Source organism: Bacteroides sp. An19, from assembly GCF_002160215.1.
In the GTDB taxonomy this organism is placed as follows: domain Bacteria; phylum Bacteroidota; class Bacteroidia; order Bacteroidales; family Bacteroidaceae; genus Phocaeicola; species Phocaeicola intestinalis.
The window spans coordinates 1-1,547 of sequence record NZ_NFKD01000133.1 but is presented as its reverse complement, the minus strand read 5'-3'; the positions used below and the strand labels follow the sequence as shown (position 1 = coordinate 1,547).

Here is a 1,547-nt window from a genome sequence, read left to right as displayed (position 1 = left end):
TGTCTTATCCTAAAAAAAGTTGACTCATAAAAAGAAGAAATATGAGAAAAACTTTAAAGAAAGAGTATTTATCTTTGGCGTACCAATTACGTCAGGAGGGTATGAGTTATCGTGCAATATCTTCAAAGATAGGCGTCAGCAAGACCCAAGTTCACAAATGGTTGTGTACCTTTGCAAATGAAAGACCAATCATGCATGAAACAATGGGAAAGAAGAATCTTCGTAATTTCCGGCCGTCGGAGTCGGAACCTCCGTCAAATCCTTCTGAAGAAGAAGAGATAGCCCGCCTGAAATCCGAACTGGCGAAAGCGAACAAGGAGCTGGCGTACCAGAAACTGCGTGCGGACTTCTACGATGAGATGATCAACGTTGCGGAAGGTAAGTTCAACATATCCATACGAAAAAAAGCTGGCGCCAAACAGTAGAGAACCTGCACGCCAAAGACGCGTGCGCATACCCCGTGCGTTGTCTTTGCGGCATGTTTGGCGTGAGCAAGCAGGCTTATTACAAATACGACGGTTCACGTGTGCTGAAAAAGACGGCCAGGGAGGCGTTTGCCGTGGAATACATCCGCGGCATAAGGGAAAGATGCCCGGGCATCGGAGGGAAGAAGCTCTGGTTCATGTACAGGCGCGACTTCCCGGATGCCGACCGTGTGGGGCGTGACAAGTTTGAGGAGATCATCGACCGCAACGGCCTGAAGGTGCGCAACAAGCGCCGCAAGCCGCGCACGACGGATTCCTCGCACGGTCTGCGTACATACCCCAACCTTGCTCGGAGCTTCATACCCACCGCACCCGGCCAGCTGTGGGTGAGCGACATCACCTACATCCCACTCAAGAGCGGGGAAGCCGACCACGTCTTTGCATACCTGTCGTTGGTGACCGACGCCTACACCCATGAGATAATAGGTTGGGCACTCGGCCCCGACCTTTCGGCGGCTTATCCCGTAAAGGCGCTTGAAATGGCCATGCGGCGGCTGGCCGGCATGAATGAGCAGGACAAGAAGAAGCTCATCCATCACAGCGACCGTGGAACGCAATACGCAAGTGCCGAATATGTAAGGCTGCTCAAGGGCGAAGGCATACGCATCAGCATGACAGAAAACGGGAACCCGAAAGAGAACGCGCAGGCCGAACGCATCAACAACACAGTGAAGAACGAGTTGCTGAAAGGCATGAGCCTCACAGGCATCGGGCAGGCAGCCGCAGCCTTGGCAAAGGGCATAGAGTTCTATAACAATGAACGCCCGCATATGAGCAATGACATGATGACACCGGCACAGGCTTCAGGGTGCACCGGCAGGTTGAAAAAACGGTGGCGGTCATACAGGGATGAGGCAATAAACGCCGCTGCAGGGTTGTAATACCGAAAATTTGTTTACTTTTGTTCCCCGGATGGAACTCTATGACGACAGACAGCATACAGGCAACCAAATTCAGGGATGACCGTGCCGATGTCAACTAAATTAACGGATAGCTATAACCGAGGCAACTTTTAACAGGTTTAAGACTTTGAGATAGTCAACCAAAATCAGGCTAATACAG

Annotated in this window: 2 protein-coding genes; both read left to right on the top strand. The window is 51.3% G+C overall.

Annotated elements, in window-relative coordinates:
* Positions 1 to 41 precede the first annotated feature (41 nt).
* On the top strand, positions 42 to 425 hold the full coding sequence (locus tag B5F25_RS21390) for a helix-turn-helix domain-containing protein (RefSeq protein ID WP_140407015.1): 384 nt from the start codon (positions 42 to 44) through the stop codon (positions 423 to 425).
* Positions 392 to 1,366 carry an IS3 family transposase gene (locus B5F25_RS20820; protein WP_343206238.1) on the top strand — a complete coding sequence of 325 codons (975 nt, stop codon included), beginning with the start codon at positions 392 to 394 and terminating at the stop codon, positions 1,364 to 1,366. Before B5F25_RS21390 ends, B5F25_RS20820 begins: the two co-directional genes overlap by 34 nt.
* The last annotated feature ends 181 nt before the right edge of the window (positions 1,367 to 1,547 follow it).

Bases quoted from the DNA above. Each gene is read 5' to 3' on its own strand.
- B5F25_RS21390 (WP_140407015.1), top strand. From the start codon at position 42: ATGAGAAAAACTTTAAAGAAAGAGTATTTATCTTTGGCGTACCAATTA.